17 protein-coding genes and 2 pseudogenes are annotated in these 16,920 nt (G+C 58.8%); 10 read left to right on the top strand and 9 right to left on the bottom strand.

Features of this window, described 5'->3' with window-relative positions:
* Positions 1-2: 2 nt before the first annotated feature.
* The 3 genes and pseudogenes from RHM59_RS02065 to RHM59_RS02055 form a co-directional block, all read right to left on the bottom strand.
* Entirely contained in the window at positions 3-758 is a 756-nt protein-coding gene (locus RHM59_RS02065) for a transporter substrate-binding domain-containing protein (protein WP_322164915.1), read from the bottom strand.
* A 61-nt stretch (positions 759-819) separates the two neighbouring features.
* Positions 820-1,554 (bottom strand): IclR family transcriptional regulator, encoded by a 735-nt coding sequence (locus RHM59_RS02060; protein WP_322285838.1) that lies wholly within the window; start codon positions 1,552-1,554, stop codon positions 820-822.
* Positions 1,555-1,660: 106 nt separating this feature from the next.
* Positions 1,661-2,257 (bottom strand): annotated as a pseudogene (locus RHM59_RS02055) (hypothetical protein); the annotation flags it as partial.
* A gap of 6 nt (positions 2,258-2,263) precedes the next feature.
* Here RHM59_RS02055 and RHM59_RS25305 point away from each other — a divergent pair.
* From RHM59_RS25305 to RHM59_RS02045, 3 genes and pseudogenes are all read left to right on the top strand, one after another.
* A pseudogene (locus RHM59_RS25305) lies at positions 2,264-2,359 on the top strand (LysR family transcriptional regulator); the annotation flags it as partial.
* Positions 2,360-2,595: 236 nt separating this feature from the next.
* Complete coding sequence (locus tag RHM59_RS02050) at positions 2,596-3,324, top strand: TorF family putative porin (RefSeq protein WP_322285837.1); 729 nt, start codon at positions 2,596-2,598, stop codon at positions 3,322-3,324.
* 44 nt (positions 3,325-3,368) lie between these two features.
* Positions 3,369-3,827: a metallophosphoesterase family protein gene (locus RHM59_RS02045; RefSeq protein WP_322164921.1), complete on the top strand. Its 459-nt coding sequence runs from the start codon at positions 3,369-3,371 to the stop codon at positions 3,825-3,827.
* 170 nt (positions 3,828-3,997) lie between these two features.
* Here the strand turns inward: RHM59_RS02045 and RHM59_RS02040 are convergent, their stop codons facing one another.
* Both RHM59_RS02040 and RHM59_RS02035 read right to left on the bottom strand, forming a co-directional pair.
* Entirely contained in the window at positions 3,998-4,690 is a 693-nt protein-coding gene (locus RHM59_RS02040) for a GNAT family N-acetyltransferase (protein ID WP_322285836.1), read from the bottom strand.
* A 62-nt stretch (positions 4,691-4,752) separates the two neighbouring features.
* A complete protein-coding gene (locus RHM59_RS02035) occupies positions 4,753-5,880 on the bottom strand; it encodes a sn-glycerol-3-phosphate ABC transporter ATP-binding protein UgpC (protein WP_322164923.1) in 1,128 nt (375 codons plus the stop codon).
* A gap of 130 nt (positions 5,881-6,010) precedes the next feature.
* On the opposite strand from RHM59_RS02035, the gene RHM59_RS02030 reads away from it, so the two are divergent.
* The 5 genes from RHM59_RS02030 (at position 6,011) to RHM59_RS02010 (ending at position 11,335) form a co-directional block, all read left to right on the top strand.
* Positions 6,011-7,039 carry a zinc-dependent alcohol dehydrogenase gene (locus tag RHM59_RS02030; RefSeq protein ID WP_322164924.1) on the top strand — a complete coding sequence of 343 codons (1,029 nt, stop codon included), beginning with the start codon at positions 6,011-6,013 and terminating at the stop codon, positions 7,037-7,039.
* Between the two features lie 94 nt (positions 7,040-7,133).
* Positions 7,134-8,462 (top strand): sugar ABC transporter substrate-binding protein, encoded by a 1,329-nt coding sequence (locus RHM59_RS02025; RefSeq protein WP_322164925.1) that lies wholly within the window; start codon positions 7,134-7,136, stop codon positions 8,460-8,462.
* An 81-nt stretch (positions 8,463-8,543) separates the two neighbouring features.
* Positions 8,544-9,452, top strand: coding sequence for a sugar ABC transporter permease (locus RHM59_RS02020; protein ID WP_322285835.1), 909 nt, complete (start codon positions 8,544-8,546; stop codon positions 9,450-9,452).
* A gap of 1 nt (position 9,453) precedes the next feature.
* Complete coding sequence (locus RHM59_RS02015) at positions 9,454-10,317, top strand: carbohydrate ABC transporter permease (RefSeq protein WP_322285834.1); 864 nt, start codon at positions 9,454-9,456, stop codon at positions 10,315-10,317.
* Positions 10,318-10,354: 37 nt separating this feature from the next.
* On the top strand, positions 10,355-11,335 hold the full coding sequence (locus RHM59_RS02010; protein ID WP_322285833.1) for a sugar-binding transcriptional regulator: 981 nt from the start codon (positions 10,355-10,357) through the stop codon (positions 11,333-11,335).
* A gap of 333 nt (positions 11,336-11,668) precedes the next feature.
* On the opposite strand, the gene RHM59_RS02005 is transcribed toward RHM59_RS02010, so the two are convergent.
* Positions 11,669-13,189, bottom strand: a complete 1,521-nt coding sequence (locus RHM59_RS02005; RefSeq protein WP_322285832.1) for a xylulokinase — start codon at positions 13,187-13,189, stop codon at positions 11,669-11,671.
* A gap of 138 nt (positions 13,190-13,327) precedes the next feature.
* Positions 13,328-14,344, bottom strand: a complete 1,017-nt coding sequence (locus RHM59_RS02000; RefSeq protein WP_322285831.1) for a LacI family DNA-binding transcriptional regulator — start codon at positions 14,342-14,344, stop codon at positions 13,328-13,330.
* 273 nt (positions 14,345-14,617) lie between these two features.
* Between RHM59_RS02000 and RHM59_RS01995 the strand changes: the two genes are divergently transcribed.
* Both RHM59_RS01995 and RHM59_RS01990 read left to right on the top strand, forming a co-directional pair.
* The gene (locus RHM59_RS01995) at positions 14,618-15,109 is read left to right on the top strand and encodes a gluconokinase (RefSeq protein ID WP_322171006.1); all 492 of its coding nucleotides are present in this window, start codon (positions 14,618-14,620) and stop codon (positions 15,107-15,109) included.
* A gap of 38 nt (positions 15,110-15,147) precedes the next feature.
* The gene (locus RHM59_RS01990; RefSeq protein WP_322164932.1) at positions 15,148-16,500 is read left to right on the top strand and encodes a GntP family permease; all 1,353 of its coding nucleotides are present in this window, start codon (positions 15,148-15,150) and stop codon (positions 16,498-16,500) included.
* 40 nt (positions 16,501-16,540) lie between these two features.
* Here RHM59_RS01990 and RHM59_RS01985 read toward each other — a convergent pair whose 3' ends face one another.
* A complete protein-coding gene (locus RHM59_RS01985; RefSeq protein WP_322164933.1) occupies positions 16,541-16,714 on the bottom strand; it encodes a hypothetical protein in 174 nt (57 codons plus the stop codon).
* Complete coding sequence (locus tag RHM59_RS01980) at positions 16,695-16,853, bottom strand: hypothetical protein (protein WP_322286760.1); 159 nt, start codon at positions 16,851-16,853, stop codon at positions 16,695-16,697. Before RHM59_RS01980 ends, RHM59_RS01985 begins: the two co-directional genes overlap by 20 nt.
* Between the last annotated feature and the right edge of the window lie 67 nt (positions 16,854-16,920).

Here is a 16,920-nt window from a genome sequence, read left to right as displayed (position 1 = left end):
GATTATTCTACGGTGGTGCCAAACCATTTTTGCGTCAGTGCAGCGTACTCGCCGTTGCTGCGCAGGGTTTGCAGCGCCTGGTTCATTTGCTTCTGCAGTTCGCCCTCATCTTTGCGGACGGCGAAACCATAAAGTTCGGTGGTCAGGCCTTGATCGAGCACCCGGACTTTGGGCTGGGACTTGGCGAATTCCACCGCCGCCGGGCGACCGGTAACCGCCGCATTAACTCGGCCAATCGTGAGCAGGTCGAACATCGCCTGGTTTTTCTCCACCTCAACGACCTCGACCGCCGGGTAGTTGGTCTTCAGAAACTCGATGGACTTGGTGCCCACCTGCGCCGAGACTTTTTTGCCGGCCACTAGATCAGCGGGAACCTTGATGCTGGTGTCATCCTTAAGCACCAGCACCGCCAAGCCTCCACGGTAGTAAGAGTCGGTGAAGTTGACGACCTTGCGGCGCTCTTCGGTCATGTAGATCGCCGAGGCGGCCACGTCGAATCGATTGGCAATAAGGCCCGGGATCAGGCCTTTGAAACCAATGTCGACCCATTCCACTTTCTTGCCCAACTGCTTGCCGATGGCTTCGATCAACTCGACGTCAAAGCCCGTACGTTTATCGTCCTTAACGAACTCCATGGGTGGGAAAGTGGCATCAGTGCCCACACGGATCACATCATCGGCGGCCTGGACCGGCGCGCAGATCAACGTGACCAGCGCGAATGCCGCAACAAGTGGACTAAACAACTTCAACGCTTTCATCACAAATTCCTTCGGCGAGAGTGAGTCCTGATCTGTTCAGAGCAGGTGGTTAACCGGCAGGTTAGAAGCGGTTGCAGATACGGCTGGCTGCTTTTCTGGTGAGGCTGATCAACTCCGCCTCCCGTGGGCCAACGCGCAGTGAGGGCGCCATTAAGGTGACGGTGCCTTCAAGGGTTTCATCCTGTGAAATCAACGGGACACTGACGCCCCATACGCCCAGGTCTACCTCGCTGTCGCTGGTAGCAAAACCGTTAGTGCGGATCTCGGCAATTTCTTTTTCAAGCGTCTCGCTCTGGGGAGAATCGCCCAACTGCTTGGCAATAATCCGCCGTCGGGTCTGCTCGGGCAGGAACGCCAACAGGCTCTTGGCTGACGCACCTTGCATCATGGAATGGGCGCGGCCTTTGGTGAACGAACACCGCAGGGAGTTGCTGCTTTCTTCCATGGCGATGCAGACCATTTGCCCATTGCTATGCACCAGCAGCCCGACGCTCTCGCCCGTGCGCTCCACCAACGCGCTGATTTCATCGCGGCTCTGGTTAACCAGGTTCGACGTCTGGTCAAAACCCCAGGCCAGTTGCACCCCGGTCGCGCCGGGTTCATAAAGGCCGGTGGTCATGTGTTCCTGTAACAAGCCCCACTTTTTCAGCGCGGCCAAGTGTCGATACACCGTACTCAGCGGTATCCCGACGTGGGCGGCGATACGCTTTGCGCCAATCGGCTGCCCGGCCTTGGCCACACAGGCCAATACCTGGAGAACACGGTCGGCGAGGCTTTTGGTTACGGAATCGTTCATGCCTGCACTATAAGAGACAATTCTCGATTTGGGAGGCTGATTCTCATGGGGTGAGAAAATAGGGAACATTAGAAAGTCGTCGATTTTACCGTATCGCCGCTACCTGTTAAGACCGGGTGGCCGATGGCAGGCAACCCAGCCCTTGGAGCGTCGCTTCAATCGCCTGATCCAGAGGCGTATGGGGTTCTTCGCCCAGGGTCGCTTGAAGGTGCGCGTTGTTCATTCGAACCGGAGTGCGCCACAGGTAGCGCATCTCAAGCACCTCGCGAAACGTCTCCTTGAACGGTGAAATCAGCATGATCATCCACCAAGGGAATGGCTGCAATGTAGGCGGCTTACTGCCTCGGGCTGCGACGATGCGTTGGATCGCCCCCGCCATTTGCAGGCCATCATTATCCCAATGGCCGTTCATGTGAAACACCGCAAAGGGCGCCAGTGTTGCTCGCCGTTCTATCAGACTGACCATCGTGCGTGCCACGTCGGGTATATAAGCCCATTGGTGACCCACCCCCGGAGCGCCGGGCAGATTCACTTTCGTCACCGCCGTCCCCGGTTTGACCAAGCCTTGGGAGAACCAACTACTGCCCGCTGCGGGACCGAAAAAGTCACCCGCCCGAACGATAATCACACGGCTTCCCTGGGTGCTTGCAGCTCGCAGGCGTCGTTCCATTTCAACGCGGATTTTGCCTTTTCCGGTAGCAGGATCAATACCTGGCTGGCCATGCACGAGGACCTAAGGCATAGCCCGCGCTGTAAGGTTACTTTTGATGCGCTTCTGGAAGGGCTTCAGCACTATGTTTCTTGAAGCGTGGGAAGGGAGGACGCTTCTACCGTACGCTGAACAGACCCACCCCTCATTTCAGCCAACGACTGACCACGACGTTCACATTTTTTGTACACAATCGACCAGCGGTCGAATCCCCCGCTCATTCGCCGGTATCCTGCGTAGCTCTAGCTCTAGCTCGCGGTTCTTATCAGGCTACCGGCCACATCGATTAGACACCACCGACTCCACTCCTCAGTAAACCCAAGGAGGGAGGCATGCCTCATGTTCGCTACTACGTGCTCATTGCCAGCACCGTGTTCATTTGCCAGACCGTCTCGGCGCAGGTCATCGACCGAGAACTCGGCGACTTCAGCCTCAAGCTCGGAACCACGCCCAGCCGCAGTATGGCTCAAGGCCTAGTCACGTCCACCAGCGACGGTTCAACTTTCCATGGCGGTCTGGACCTGACGCATAACAGCGGCTTTTACGTGGGTCAGTGGTCACCCGATGCGGGCATCGCAGCTGACAGTACGCTCGAAGTCGATTCCTACATGGGTTTTAGAAAGCCGTTCGACAAGACACTGGGTTACGAATTGGGCGTCATCCGCTACAGCTACGCCAACGCTGACCAGATCGATAGCCACGAACTGTATGCCGGCTTCCGGATTTTCGATTCCCGCATCGGTACTGCGTTCAGCAACGACGCTGGACGCCAGGACAGTACGCTGTTTCTCGATCTGGGTGGCATCGTTCCGCTGGGAGTCGATGTGCGCATGCAGTACGCGGATCACCAGCTCGATACAACCACTTTGATTGAAGGCGGCAGCATGGTCAGCGCCTACAAAGACTGGTCGTTTAATGTCTCGCGCCCCTTTATGGGCATGGACATGAATCTGATGTACAGCGGCTCAAGCCTCACCGGGACCGATTGCAGTGCGTACAGCGGTCACAACAGCGAGTGCGAAACCACCGTCACGCTCAAGGTAGTGCGCGCGTTTTTTTGATGAGCTGCCTGGGTTCCCATTGTTGAGCGCGCCTGGAGCGTTGCATGAAAGTTGGTGTGATTTCCGATACCCATGGCCTGCTCCGCGCCGAAGCCATTGCTGCTTTACAGGGTTGTGAACAGATCATTCACGCGGGTGACATCGGCAGTCCCCAGATCCTTGATCAACTGGCGTCGATTGCCCCGCTGCACGTCGTCCGCGGGAACAATGATCTGAACGCCCCGTGGGCTGAGCATATCGCTGACCGTTTGTGTTTTGACCTCAATGGATGGCAGACCCTACTGGTGCACGACATCGCCGATGTTCCAGCGGTGCTTGATGCAGGCATAAAACTGGTGATCACCGGCCATTCCCACAAGCCACGCATCGAATGGCACGGCGAGCAGCTGTACCTCAATCCCGGCAGCGCGGGCCGTCGGCGTTTCAAACTGCCGGTGACGCTGGCTTTGATTGAAGTGCTGTCGAGCTCGATTGAGCCACGTTTGATTTCGTTGCTGGTTTGAGATTGAAGCGTGTCAGGACTGAAGTTTTCCCGAATGAATTGGGTCCCACGCAGGTGAACTGACCCCAAAAGTTGGACATCCACCTGACTTTTGGGGGTCAGTTCACAGGCTGCACGGCTCAATGACCGATTAAGCGCACCCTCACCTACAAGGAGCCAACACGTTGGCGCCTACAGAGGCCGAGCGGCGTGGCGTTCCAACACAAACGCTTTCGCCTGACGGGTCATCTGATCAAGGTGCCGGTCACGTTTCTTTTCGGCGTCTTGCATCGCTTTTTTCCCGTGTTGCTTAAGCAGATACAGATGAATCTGCCGCACTTCCAGCGAGCTATAAATCGGGGCGACGTCCAGTACCGCCAGCAATCCGTCCGTGCCGTGGTCACGGGTGTTCATCACGACCTGGGGACCGCGCGCGCTTAATACCTGGAAACCCATCGACTCAAAAAACGGCACTTTGGCAACGGTGCAGGCCAATTCGGCATGGGGGTATCGACCCCGCATTTGCTGGAGCATCGCCCGAGCGATGCCTTGACGCCGATGGGTCGCGCGCACCGCCATGTAGGGCACAGAGCAGGCGTCGGGATCGTCTTTCACCGGCAGATACAGCAAAAACCCTACCACCGTAGAATCATCTTCGGCATCCAGCGCCACGATCAATTCGACGGGGATGCCTTTAGAGCCATCCATCGCGTCCAGGTAAAGATGGACCTCGAAGCCGATGCCGTATTGATACAAGTTGTACAGCGGATTGCTCGGCGCGATGGCCACCATGCTGATGTCGGTCAGGTAATCGACGACCATCTGCAGGATCTGGCTTTTGATCAGTTCTGGCGGCGGGGTTTGAAACAGGGTGATCGTGGACATCAAGTCTCTGGCTCCGAGAAAAAAACGCCCCACGGCTTAGGGGTCAGCGTTGGGCGGCGCCATCATAACGCTTCTTGGCGCTGCGCCACCTCGGTGTAGTGGGTCAGATGAGCCAACGCATGGCCCTGCTCGTCGAACAGATGGCAACGTGCGCCGGTCACTCCAATCGCCAAACTTTGTCCGGTCTTGACCTGCGAATGCCCTTCGCCTTTGACCATCACGTCATGGCCGTCCGTGGTTTGCGCGTGGGTGAAGGTTTCGCCTCCCAAATGTTCAACCAGCAACGCTGTTGCCAGTATCCGCGCCTCACCCTGCCCGCGCTCCGACACGTGTTCCGGCCGCAGGCCCAATGTCAGCGTCGAGCCCGCAGCCACACCTGCGGCGTTGACCGGGACCCACAGCGATTCGCCGCCCGGCAGGCTGATCTGCACCCCTTCGGCGCTGACCGCCAACGCCTGGACCGAGACGAAACTCATCTGCGGCGAGCCAATAAAGCCGGCGACGAAGCGGTTGCGCGGGTGGTGGTACAACTCCAGCGGCGAACCCACCTGCTCGATTCGGCCCTTGTTCAGCACCACAATCTTGTCGGCCAGGGTCATGGCTTCGACCTGATCGTGGGTGACGTAAATCATCGTCGCTTGCAGTTCTGCATGCAGCTTGGCGATCTCAATGCGCATCTGTACCCGAAGCGACGCGTCAAGGTTGGAGAGTGGTTCGTCGAACAGGAAGACTTCCGGCTCATGGACGATGGCGCGGCCAATTGCGACGCGCTGTCGTTGGCCGCCCGACAGAGCTTTGGGCTTGCGGTCGAGCAAGGCGTCGAGTTGCAGAATGCGTGCGGCATTGCGGACCTTGGCCTCAATCTCTGCCTTGGGCAGCTTTTGCATTTTCAGGCCGAAGGCGATGTTGTCGTAGACCGACATGTGCGGGTACAGCGCGTAGGATTGAAACACCATCGCCACGCCGCGATCGGCCGGTTCCAGGTAGGTCACGTCACGGGAGCCGATACGAATTTGCCCTTGGGTGATGCTTTCCAGCCCGGCAATGGAGCGCAGCAGGGTCGATTTGCCACAACCCGAAGGCCCGACGAACACCACGAACTCGCGGCTTTCGATGTCCAGTTCGATGTCATGCAGGACTTTGATGTCGCCATAGGCCTTTTCGACGCCGCGCAATTTGAGCTCAGTCAAAATCGTTCCCCTTGATTATTGTTGTGGGTGACGAGTGAAGCAAAGCAGGAATTCGGACGCTTGACAGTCAGAATTTTCCTTCTACGATCATTTGTAATTCAACAATTACAAATGTCAAGGTGGAGGTTGTATGCGGGCTGCCTATATCCACGGCATCCACGACGTGCGCATCGGCGACAAACCGATGCCGACGCCCGTGGGCGATGAGGTTCTGCTGCGTGTTAGCGCGGTTGGGGTCTGCGGCAGTGACCTGCACTACTACAAAGAAGGGGCTATCGGGCATGCCCGAATCACCAAACCGTTCATCGCTGGGCATGAGTTCGCTGGCTACGTGGTCGACAACCATCCCGCGCTGGGCCTGACTGCCGGACAGTTGGTGGCGGTGGATCCGGCCAAACCCTGCGGCCACTGTGAATGGTGCCGGCGCGGCCACGTTAACCTCTGCCCGCACGTGGTATTCCTCGGGTCGCCGCCTGATACCCACGGCGCCATGACTGAATTTATTTCGGTGTCTCCTAGCCAGATCTATCCGGTACCCAGCGGTTTCACCCCGGTGCAGGCGGTGATGCTCGAACCCCTCGGCGTGGCGATCCATGCCATGGACCTTGCCGGGTCAAAAAGGGTGTTTGAAAGCGTCGCGATTATCGGCTGCGGCCCCATCGGCCTGTGCCTGCTGCAATTAGCACGGCTTATGTGCAAAGACGTGGTCTACGCCATCGACCCGATTGCCTACCGCACCGACATGGCCCTGCAACTGGGCGCCGACAAGGTCTCCAATGACCATGCGTCCATCGCCGAATGGACGTACGGTCGCGGCGTGGACCTGGTGCTTGAAGCCACCAACTCACCACAGGGATTTCAGATCGCTGCGCAAACGGCGCGCATTGGCGGTCGGGTGGTGTTAGTGGGCATTCCCGACGGCGATCAATACGCGCCGCTGAGTGCCTCGTTGTTACGCCGCAAAGGCCTGGACGTTCGCATGTCCCGGCGCATGGGGCATGTTTATGATCGCGCGATCAAACTGGTTGCCCAGGGGCTGGTGGACGTCGAGTGTCTGGTAACCCATCGCTTCGACCTCAGCCAAGCCTCCCATGCGTTCAGTTACCCCGCTGAGTTCATCGACGGTGCCTTGAAGACGGTGATTTTGCCTAGCCCGTAAAAGGAGCCCTTAAGCGAAACCCCTAAAACCCGGCGCGCAACTGCGCGCCTAAAACGACGTACTCCTCACCAACAACAAAAAATGAGGTCACGTAATGAAAACGCTGGTATGGAATGCTATTGCACTGTCAGTTGCCCTCGCCTCCGGGGCTGCGCACGCTTGGACTCTGGAGGAAGCCGCCGCGCCCTACAAAGGCACGACGATCAAGGCGATCTTCCTCGACCGCCCCGGTTACGCCGCCGCCATCAAGCTACTGCCCGACTTCGAAAAAAGAACCGGGATCAAGGTCAGCTACGAAACCGTTCCCTATGAAAACAGCCGCGAACGCCAAGTGCTGGATTTCACCGCGGGCAACGAAAACGATGTGGTGCTGACCGACGTGGTGTGGATCGGCGAGTTCGCTGGCAACGGCTGGCTCGAACCGGTCAAGACCTTCACCGACGACAAGAAACTGGCTGACCCGGACCTGAAACTCGCAGGGTTCTTCCCGATCCTGTTGGAATCGTTCGGCACCTGGGACAAGCAAGTCTACGGACTGCCGTTCGATAACTATTCGGGCCTGCTGTATTACAACAAATGCATGCTCAAAGACGCCGGTTTCGACAAACCGCCAGCGACTTGGGATGACCTGCTCAAGGTTTACGCACCGAAACTGACGGCCAACGGTAAATACGCTTATGCACTGCAATCACGGCGCGGCGAAACCCAGTCGGCGGACAGTTTCATGCGTTTTCTGTGGCCGTTTGGTGGCTCGCTGTTGGACGCTAAATTCAAGTCCAACCTGAACTCGAAAGAATCCCAGACCGGCTTGCAGTTCCGTCAGGATTTGATGAAGTTCATGCCACCGGGCATCGTTGACTATGACCACAACGAAGCGGTCAACGCACTGGCCCAAGGCAACGTGGCGATGATCACTGAATGGTCGGCGTTCTACAGCACCTTGGCCGACCCGAGCAAATCCAAAATCACCGATTGCCTGGCCGTGGCGACCGAGCCCAAGGGTCCAGCGGGGCTGAAACCGGCCTTGGGTGGTTTCTCCCTCGGGGTGAACGCCAATGCTCCGGCTGAGAAGAAAGCCGCCGCCTGGCTGTTCATTCAGTGGGTCACCTCCGAAGCCATGGCCAAGCCGTATATCGAAGCCGGTGGCGTCAGCGGACGCAGCGCGGTTTACAAAGACCCGGACATTCAGAAGCGCTACCCGTTTGTGCAGCCCATGGTGACCTCGTGGGAAGGCGGCGTGCCGGACTTCCGCCCACGTTTTGCCGAATGGCCTGAGATTTCCGAAATCGTTGGCGAGAACGGCACGGCCATCATGCTCGGCAAGGTCAGCGTCGCGGACGGGGCCAAGACCATTGGCACGCGGGTTGAAGAGATCCTAGGCAAAGCCGGTTACTACGACGGTAAAAAACCACTGTTGAAATGACCGATTCGGGTGCCGTGCAGACTTGTTTTTGGCACGGCAGCCGCCTCTTGAACTTGCTTTGCCCCGAGGAGTGTCTTGCCCATGTCGAGGGATAAAAAGCCGGCGGTCTTTCCGACCCTCTGGAACAACACCCGGGCGGCCCTGGCCTTCCTCGCGCCCGCCACCGTGGCCTTGGCGCTGATCGGGATATTCCCGACGGTGTTCGCCTTGGTTAACTCGTTCCGTCAGTACAACCTGTCACGCCCGCGCGACCCGACGCCGTTCATTGGGTTTGATAACTACGTCAGCGTGTTCCATGACCCGTCGTTCTGGGCCGCGTTGGGCCGCACCTTCGTGTTTCTGGCCGCTGTGGTGCCGATTCAATTGGCGCTAGGGCTGATCATCGCGTTGCTGCTGCACAAACCGGGGTTGTCCGGTTTCAAACTGCTGGCGCGCATGAGCTTGGTGATTCCGTTGGCCACCGCCCCCGCCGTGGCTGGGCTGATTGGCCGCTTGATTTTCAACCGCGACTTCGGTGTCGCCAACGCTTTGCTGGCCATGGTGCATGCCGGCCCGGTGGAATGGTTGGGCGACACCACCAACGCATTCATCGCCGTGGCGCTGATGGATATTTGGCAATGGACGCCGTTCTGCGCGCTGGTGCTGCTCGCAGGCCTGACCATGGTTCCCACCGAAATTGAAGAAGCCGCACGGCTGGAAACCCGCAGCCGCTGGCAAATCATCCGCCACGTGCAACTGCCGTTTTTGCTGCCCAGCGTGACGGTGATCCTGATCCTGCGAACCGCCGACGTGCTGAAGATGTTCGACACGGTGTTCACCATGACCCGCGGCGGACCGGGGGCCGCCACCGAATTGGTCAGCGTCTACATCCAGCGAATCGGCTTTCGCGTGTTCGACCAAGGCGTGGCGTCGGCCCAAGCGATTTTGCTGCTAATTCTGACCATCGTGCTGGCGCGCCTGTACATCAAATTCGTTTACCAGGAGATCTGACATGGACACGTTGAGCGCTACCGCCGTCGCGGCTCCGGCCATCGCAAAACCGCGCAGGCGAGTTAACGGTTGGCATTTGGTCGGGCTGCTGGCGATCTTTCTGTTCGCCATCTTTCCGTTCTATTGGATGGTGGCGACCAGCATGAAAACCCAAGCCGAAGCCCTATCTTCCCCGCCGATCTGGCTGTTCACCCCGCGCCTGGACAACTACGTTCAGGTTCTGTTTCACCGCGACGTACTGTCAAGCCTGGCCAATTCGCTGATCGTTGCCGTCAGCACCACCGCATTGGCCGTCGGACTGGGTACACCGGCCGCGTATGCGTTGGCGCGGTTTGAATTCAAGGGCAAGGAAGACCTGTGGTTCTGGTTCATCACCAACCGCATGCTCAGCCCCATCGTTGTAGCACTGCCGATTTTCCTGATGGCCCGCACCTTGGGGTTGATCGACACACGGTTGGTACTGATCTTGGTGTATTTGACGTTCAACCTGCCGATTGTGGTGTGGATCTGCACCGACCAGTTTCGCGGCGTACCGAAAGACCTTGATGAAGCAGCGCGACTTTCCGGGGCTTCGCGATTCACGATCTTTTGGCGAATTGCCCTGCCGTTGGCGATGCCAGGGGTCGCGGTGTCGGCGATTTTCTCGTTCATCTTTTCCTGGAACGAACTGCTGTATGCCTTGGTGCTTACCCGCAACGTCGCGCGCACGGCCCCGGTGACGGCGACCAGTTTCATGAGCGGTTACGACTTACCGTGGGGAGAAATCATGGCCACTGGCACCTTGATCGTGTTCCCCGTGATTATTTTTGCGTTGATGGTTTCCAAGCATCTGGTACAAGGACTGACCATGGGCGCCGTGAAGTAGGCGCCGCACACCTCAACGAATGAGAAGGGAAAAGGCCGTGCAAGACCCCCATCCAGACTTTGATCTCGACGCTGAACGGGTCAACGCCGAGCACCAGTTGATCATCCGTATCGCCTGGTACTACTACGTCAACAACATGACCCAGCAGCAAATCGCCGACCGATTCGGCATCACACGGGTTCGGGTCAACAAAGCGTTGGCCAGCAGCCGCGAGACCGGCGTGGTGCAAATCCGCATCAACTCGAAACTCGCCTCCTGCATCGAGCTGGAGTACGGCCTGCAAGAACTGTTCGGCCTGGACCGGGTGACGGTGGTCCCGACCCCGGAAGACCCGCGCATGATTTTTCGGGTGCTGGGTGTTGGTGTTGCACCGACGATCAATGAGCAGTTGTTTGATGGCTGCACCGTCGCCGTCGGCTGGGGCCGCACCCTGCGCCAAGCGGTGCTGGAGACCCAAAGTCGAGCGCTGCAAGGCATGACCGTGGTGTCACTGCTGGGTGGCCTGCATTACGGCTCGGCCAACAATACCGTGGAGATCGCGTCCAGTTTCGCCGGGCTGTTCGGCGGCTCCCATTTCTATTTGGCGGCGCCGGTCTACGCGCCGTCGGCCCAATACCGCGACATGATCCTGGCCGAAGCCTCGGTGCAAGACGTGCTTGGGAAAGCCAAAAATGCCGACTTGGCGCTGGTCACGGTGGGCGACCTGACCGAGCGATCATTGATGTTCGAACTCGGCATGGTCAGCCCCGACAACGCCCGAACCTTGCAAGCCGCCGGTGCGGTGGGCGACCTGCTGGGGCGCTGGCTCGACCGCGACGGCGTGGAGGTCAACCACCCGCTGAATCGGCGGGCGATTTCCCTTGAGCTGGACGACCTCAAACGCATCAAAAAAGTGGTGCTGGTTTCTGGCGGCCCTTACAAATCCGACATCATCCGCGCCGTGCTGCTGCGCAACTTCGTGCATGAATTGGTCATCGACGAGACCACCGCACAGCAGTTGCTTGAGCGGGGTATTTGAGATCGTTTCCCGAGTGAATTCGGTCCCACGGATGTTGGCGATGCACACATTTCTGTAGGACCTGCCGAAGGCTGCGATCAGATGTTCAGCGCCTACTATTCCGTGTCTGCCAAAGCCTCTGTGGGGCTTGCCAACGAAAGCGTCAGTGCAAGCGACCCGGGTTTCAGGTCGACATCAGCGGATGTGATTACCTGCCTCTTCGCAGGATGAAATCCCAGAGCAGCACCTCAGGGCATGAATGAGTTTGATCCCACAGGGAATCGCATTTCAACTGTGGGACCGAATTCATTCGGGAAGGCGTTAGTCCTGACACCCCCTAAAGCGAGACTGACCTTAACGACGATTTAGTTTTGCTAGCCGTGGGTATAAATCCCGGAGGCGCGGATAAAGGTCGACATACAACTCAAACAATTCATGGTGAAACTCGCGGTGTTCAGGGGCCGGCAGCAAGGTCTCGCCACCTTGGGTCATGGCGCTGGCGGCGTCAGCAAAATTCGCATACCACCCTGCGCCTACTGCCGCTGCGATGCCCGCGCCTAAACTCGATGCTTCTTGGGTGATCGCCCGCACCACCGGGCGATCAGTAATGTCGGCAATGATCTGGCACCACAGCCGACTGGAAGCCCCTCCGCCGATGGCGATGAAGGCGGTGACTGGCTCGCCGGTGGCCTCGACCATTCGCTGCGTGGCGAGGGCCTGTTCCAGTGCGAGGCCTTCCAATAAAGCGCGATAAATTTCAGCCCGGCCATGATCCGGCGACAAGCCCAGTACACAACCGCGCGCGTCCTGATCCCAGTACGGATTCATCACCCCGTTCCAGTACGGCAATAGCAGCAGCCCGGCACTGCCGTGGGCGACGCTAGAGGCTTGGGCGTCGAGTTGGATCAAACACTCAGGCTGGGTGACCGGATCCATGCCGAAGAACTGTCGCACCAGGCTGTTGATCAGCAGCGTGCCGGAACGCAATGAGGTTTCAAGCACATAGCCTTGGCGGTCAAGCGCACACATCGTGCGAAACGCCATGTTCACCCTGGGCTCACGGGCATAAACCCCCGAGACAAGCGCCGTCCCGAGGTTCAGATACGCCGCGCCAGCGCTGACCACCCCCACCCCGAGCCCGCCCGCTTGACCATCTCCACCCCCCGCAACCACCGGAATCCCCACAGGCAGCCCGGTCAACTCCGCTGCCCCCTGCGTGACACGACCGATCACGCTGCCCGGCGCCGCCGCCTCGGGAAAACACGCGGCGTCCAGTGTCAACGGCAACGCGTGGAGCACCTCGTCGGACCAACAATGATGAGTGATGTCGAACGCGCCAAACGGATCGGCGCTGGCCCAACTGGTGGCGAATTCCCCCGTCAGCTTGCGCACCAACCAAGCGTGAGGGTCGTACACATGGCGGATGCGGCGGAACAGTTCCGGCTCGGCCCTCGCCATCCACGCCAAGCTATAAATGGCCGGCGACCAATCGCGCGGCTTGCCGGTGATCGCGTGCAGGCGTTCGCTGCCAATATGCTCGGTAAGCGCCTCGACCTCGTTTTTGCGCCGCTCATCCAGCCAAAGAATCGCCGGCCGCAACAGACGATCTTCTGCGTCAGTCACTGTCAGCGTTTCACGCTGACTCACTATCGCCACCGCTGCGATGGCCGGCCCGGCGATCTGCGGCGCCAAGGCTTTCAATGCTGCCTGAGCCGCCGTCCACCATTGCTCGGGATCTTGCTCATAGGCATTCGGACCCGGTCGCTCAAGGCTAAGCGCCGCCCTGCCCTGGGCCACCAAGGTTCCATCCGACGCCCAGGCAATCGCCTTGCACGTTGTGGTACTCAGATCAATGCCAATGACGAGTGTCTTCATCATTCACCTCCCCACTCTGCGAGTCAGCTGGGGTTGGGTGCAAGGTTAGTCGAAATCTCCAGGGCTGATTTCATTCCCAGGGAGGACGTCTCGCCAACCAGTTGGCTCTAAAGGCAAGGCGATCAATGCGGTGTGTCATCAGGTGCTCTCCCGCACGACCAATTCAAACCCCAAATCCACTTGGGTTTCTTGGGCGATGCCTTCGATCAATCCCAACAGCAACTGCGCCGCGCGTTGGCCGACCGCCTCTCTTGGGGTGCGAATCGACGTCAGGCGCGGGACCATGTGTGCTGAACCCGGCAGATCATTGAAACCAATCAGCGAGACTTGCTGCGGAATTTTGATACCCCGCCTCAGCGCCTCCAGCGTTGCGCCCTGGGCCAGGTCGTCGTTGCAGAAGAACACCGCATCCACGTCCGGGTGCTCTTCCAGCAATTTCGCGAATAACTCTCCCCCTAACCCAATGGACGACGGCAGCGGCGATCTCACCTCCAGCGCCGGGTCGTACAAGCCCGCGTCATGCAGCACCCGACGGAAACCTTCGCCTCGCTGCAACACCCGTGGGTCGAGTTGCGCCGACATATAGGCCAATCGACGGCGACCGCGCGCCAGTAAATGCCGAGCGGCTTCGGCCCCCGCCTGCTCTTGGGAAAACCCCACGCAATACGCGCCGCGCACGCTGTCCAGTTCCATCATGTGTACGCACGGCACGCCGCTGGCCGCGAGCAGTTCACGTACGGCTGGGGTGTGGTCGAAACCGGTCAGCAATAGCCCACGCGGGCGGTTCGCCAAATAGTTGCGCAGCAAACCCTCTTCTTCGATAGGCGAGTAGTGATAGTTACCGATCACCACTTCCAGCCCCCGCGTGCGCAGTACACCTTGAATCGCTTCGAGGGTTTCGATGAACAGCTGGTTAGACAACGACGGTACCAGCACCACCACCGTCTGACTTTGCGACGACGCCAGTGCCCGCGCCGCCGGGTTGGCGACATAGCCCAGGCTCAGCGCCGCAGCACGGACTTTTTCTACCAGCTCGGGCGCCACCGTGGTCACGCCCCGCAACGCTCGCGAGGCGGTAATGGGCGAAACGGCGGCCAGCCGAGCGACCTCATTGAGGGTCGGACGGCCGGTGGAACGGGAACCAATGCGTGTCATGCGCTGCCAATAATTCAGAGGGGTTGCAAAATGTTACCAAGGGGCTCTAAGGTAGCGCTGTCTCGCGAACCCTCGCAATATTTTTTTCCTCGCTACTTATTCGCACCGAAACGGGTACGAGCAATGTATGCAGCGCCTGACGATCAATTTGATCTACCCAAAACAATGACAAGAACTGGAAGCAGCCTGGCCAGGCTTTTATTCAAGCCGCCAAAGATAGCGCTGTCTTCAGCTGAGGTGATTATGAATACTGCTATTTCCGCCCTCGTGGTGATGGGTGTTTCCGGCTGCGGCAAAAGCGTGGTCGGTGCCGCTATTGCCGCACGCAGCGGCGGCCGCCTGATTGAAGGCGATGCCTTTCACCCTGCCGCTAACATCGAAAAGATGAGCGCCGGCATCCCCCTCAATGACGAAGACCGTGCCGGGTGGCTGACCCGTTTGGGCCAAGAGCTGGCGACTGCCGTGCAGAACGGCGAACTCCCGGTGCTGACCTGCTCCGCACTCAAACACAGTTACCGTGAAACCCTGCGCCATGCGGTACCGGCGCTGGGCTTCGTGTTTCTTGAGTTGACCAAGGAAGTCGCGATTGAACGATGCGAACACCGCCCTGGTCACTTCATGCCTGCGAGTCTGGTCGACAGCCAGTTCGCGACCCTTGAGCCGCCTAACGGCGAACCCCTGACCCTGGCCGTTGACGCTACGCTTCCCATCGATACATTGGGCGAACAAGCTGCGGCCTGGTGGAAAGCCTCGCGGCAGCCATAACGCCGCCATAAAAACAAAGACAATTGGAGAGGCACCCCATGTTCGGTATGACCCAAGAGACGTACTTGCTCGTCGATGCACTGGTGACCATCATCGCCCTTGTGCTGTTGATCACCCGGTTTAAAGTCCACCCATTCGTTGCACTGACCCTCGCTTCGGGCTTCCTTGGGTTGACCTCGGGCATGCCGGTGGACAAGGTGATGAAGTCCTTCCAGGACGGCTTCGGTGGCGTGCTCGGCTTCGTCGGCATCTTACTGGCGCTGGGCACAATGCTCGGCAAGCTGATGGCTGACTCCGGCGGCGCCGATCAAATCGCGCAAACCCTGGTTCGGGTGTTCGGCAAGAATCGTGTGCATTGGGCGATGATGTTTTCCGCGTTTCTGGTGGGCATCCCGCTGTTCTTCGAAATCGGCTTTGTGCTGCTGATCCCGCTGGTGTTCATCGTTGCACGGCGCACCGGCCTGTCCATCGTCAAAATCGGCATTCCGTTGCTCGCTGGCCTGTCTGCCGTGCACGGCTTGGTACCGCCGCACCCTGGCCCGTTGTTGGCAATTGGGGTGTACAACGCCGACATCGGCAAAACCATTTTCTATGGCCTGATCGTGGCATTGCCGACCGCAATGATCGCCGGTCCGATCTACGGCACATGGATTTCCAAGTACGTGCCAGGAACGCCAAACCAAGCGTTGATGGACCAGATTGCACAAGAGTCGAAATCTGAAAACCTGCCGAGTTTCACCATCACCGTGGTAACGATTCTGTTGCCGGTGTTTTTGATGCTGCTCAAAACGCTGTCCGACATCACCTTGGCAGACAACAGCTCGATCCGCGTGTGGATGGACTTGATCGGTCACCCGATCACCGCCCTGCTGGCCGCCCTGCTGCTGGCGTTTTACACCTTCGGCGCGGCGCGCGGTTTCTCCCGTCAGGAAATCTTGAAGCTATTGGATCAGAGCTTGGCACCGGTTGCTGCCATCGTGATGATCGTGGGTGCCGGTGGTGGTTTCAAACAAATGCTGGTGGCCAGCGGTGTCGGTGATGTGATCGGCCACATGGCCGTTCGCGCTGAAATCTCGCCGATTCTATTAGCGTGGCTGGTGGCAGCAGTGGTACGAGTTGCCACAGGCTCTGCCACCGTCGCGATCATTACCGGCGCCGGTATTGCTGCACCGGTGGTGGGCTTGGTTCCTGGGGTTAACCGCGAACTGCTGGTATTGGCCACTGGCGCCGGTTCGTTGATTTTGTCGCACGTTAACGATGCAGGTTTCTGGTTGGTGAAGCAGTACTTCAACATGACCGTCGCTGAAACCTTCAAAACCTGGACCGCGATGGAAACCATTCTGTCGGTGGTCGCGCTGGGGTTCATTTTGCTCTTGTCCCACTTCGTCTGACGCACCTGATCGATCGTGCCTGCGCCCCTAGGCACGATCGTCAGCCTCGCTTCAACCCGAGCCGTTTACGCATGTCTGCGGTGATGGTTTGCCGGGTATTCCAATACTCGGCCCACGGGTATTGCTCCTGATCAGCCATGCGCTCCATGAAGTGATGGATATTCCAGCCATCGGCGCCCTTGCGTTCAGCGACCTCATCGCGGTACACCGGCACTGAAATCGGCAATCCCTCGCGGGTGCGTGCCGAGCGCCGACAACGCCGCTCGCCGCTGTTCCACCGGCACGTCGCGCACGTCCATGCCGTTCAAGTACGGCATGTCGAACAGGTAAAACAGCGTCCCGTCGATTTCCAAGCGAAAGTCATAATGCAGACGGGTGGCATCATGCTTTTGGATACAGAACTGTAAGACGTGAGCTATT

It is taken from the genome of Pseudomonas sp. MH10 (genome assembly GCF_034353045.1).
In the GTDB taxonomy this organism is placed as follows: Bacteria; Pseudomonadota; Gammaproteobacteria; order Pseudomonadales; family Pseudomonadaceae; genus Aquipseudomonas.
The sequence above is the reverse complement of the archived record's forward strand: the minus strand, read 5'-3'. Positions and strand labels throughout refer to the sequence as shown.